The sequence below is a fragment of the Streptomyces panaciradicis genome (genome assembly GCF_023516615.1).
GTDB lineage: Bacteria > Actinomycetota > Actinomycetes > Streptomycetales > Streptomycetaceae > Streptomyces > Streptomyces panaciradicis.
On the sequence record NZ_JAMGBF010000313.1, the window covers coordinates 1 to 1,575 of the forward strand.

Here is a 1,575-nt window from a genome sequence, read left to right on the forward strand (position 1 = left end):
CGGCGGCCGGGGTGGCCGCCGCGCTGGCCGCGGTCGGCTTCGCGGTGAGCGCCGCGGGGTCCCTGCGCGAGCGCGGCGCCGAACTCGCCGTCCTGCGCGCCCTGGGCGCCCCGCGCCGCCGGCTGGCCCGCATGATCGCCGTGGAGCAGGGCGTGCTGGTGACGCTGGCGCTGGTGGTCGGCACGGCGCTGGGGACGGTACTGACCCGGGCGGTGATCCCGCTGATCGTCCTGACCGAGCGGGCCACCCGCCCGGTACCGGCGGTCCTCGTCGAACTGCCGCTGCCGCAGGTGGCGTTGCTCCTGGCGGCGGTGGCGGCGGCCCCGCTGGCGGTGACGGCGGCGCTGGCGGTGCGGCGGGGCGATCCGGTGGTGTCGTTGCGGGAGCAGGGGGATGAGTGAGATGCGTCCGGTCCAGGCCCCCTGGGTCCGTACCCGGCTCCGTTCCGCGCCCGGCGCCGCCCTGGCGCTGGCGCTGCTCGTCGTGCTGACGGCATGTCTGGCGGCGGCGCTGCCCCGGGCGGTCGACCGGTACGAGGACGCCGGTCTGCGGCGGGCCGTCGAGCGGGCGCAGCCCAAGAGCACCACGGTCGCGGTGTGGGCGCAGCCGCCCTCGCCGCTGCTGTCGCAGGAGCAGCGGGAGGCCGCGCTGCGGCCCGGCCCGCTCGCCGCCCGCTACGAGAAGATCCGGGCGGTCGTGCGGGCGCCCCTGGTCCCCGACCCCGGCCAGTCGACGTACGGCGTACGGACCGCCACGCCCATGGAGGCATCGGACGGCTGGCTGCCGCGGCCCAGCGGGCTGCCCGCGCGGATCTCCCTCGCCGCCCAGCAGGGCCTGGCCGCACACGTCAGCAAGGTCGACGGCCGGCTGCCGCGCACCGACGGGCCGGTGACCGCGAGGACGCCGGAGGTCGAGGCCGCCGTCACCGCCGCGACCGCCAAGAGCCTGCGCATCCGCATCGGTTCGCGCGTCCACGTGCCCGGCGTGGGCCGCGCCTCCCTCGCCGTGCGGGTCACCGGCATCGTCACCCCGCGCGATCCGAAGGGCGCCTACTGGAGCACCCAGCCGCTGCTGCGCACCCCGGCCCTGGCCGTGGTGCCGAGCAACGACCCCAACAAGGACTACTACTGGCTCGGCGCCCTGCTGCTCTCCCCCGACGCCGCCCCCGCCCTGCTGGGCACCTCCGCCGTCCCGTGGAGCTACTGGCAGTACGCGCCGACCGCCGGCTCCCTGCACTCGTACGACACCGACCGCCTGCGGTCCGTGATCGCGTCCCTGGAGGGCGGGCCCGGGCTGCGCCGGATCGGGGCGCTGACCGGCCCGACCACCACGGTGAGCACCGACCTCGACGACGTGCTCGGCACGTACACGGCGCTGCGCTCCGGCGTCCGCCCGCTCGTCGCCGTGGCCGCCTTCGGCGCCGGTACGGTCGCGGCCGTCGTCCTGCTGATGGCGGGCGGCCTCGCCGCCGACCGGCGCCGCACCGAACTCGCCCTGCTGCGCGCCCGCGGCGCCTCCCTGCGCGGCCTCATGGGCCGGCTCGTCGCGGAGACGGCGGTGGTGGCGCTGCCCGCC

1 protein-coding gene and 1 pseudogene are annotated in these 1,575 nt (G+C 78.0%); both read left to right on the plus strand.

Annotated elements, in window-relative coordinates; all coding sequences use genetic code 11:
• Positions 1-401 (plus strand): FtsX-like permease family protein (locus M8J74_RS44110; RefSeq protein WP_249841763.1); only part of this gene is annotated, 401 nt, incomplete at its 5' end.
• Positions 394-1,575 (plus strand): annotated as a pseudogene (locus M8J74_RS44115) (ABC transporter permease); the annotation flags it as partial. The gene M8J74_RS44110 and the pseudogene M8J74_RS44115, both read left to right, overlap by 8 nt.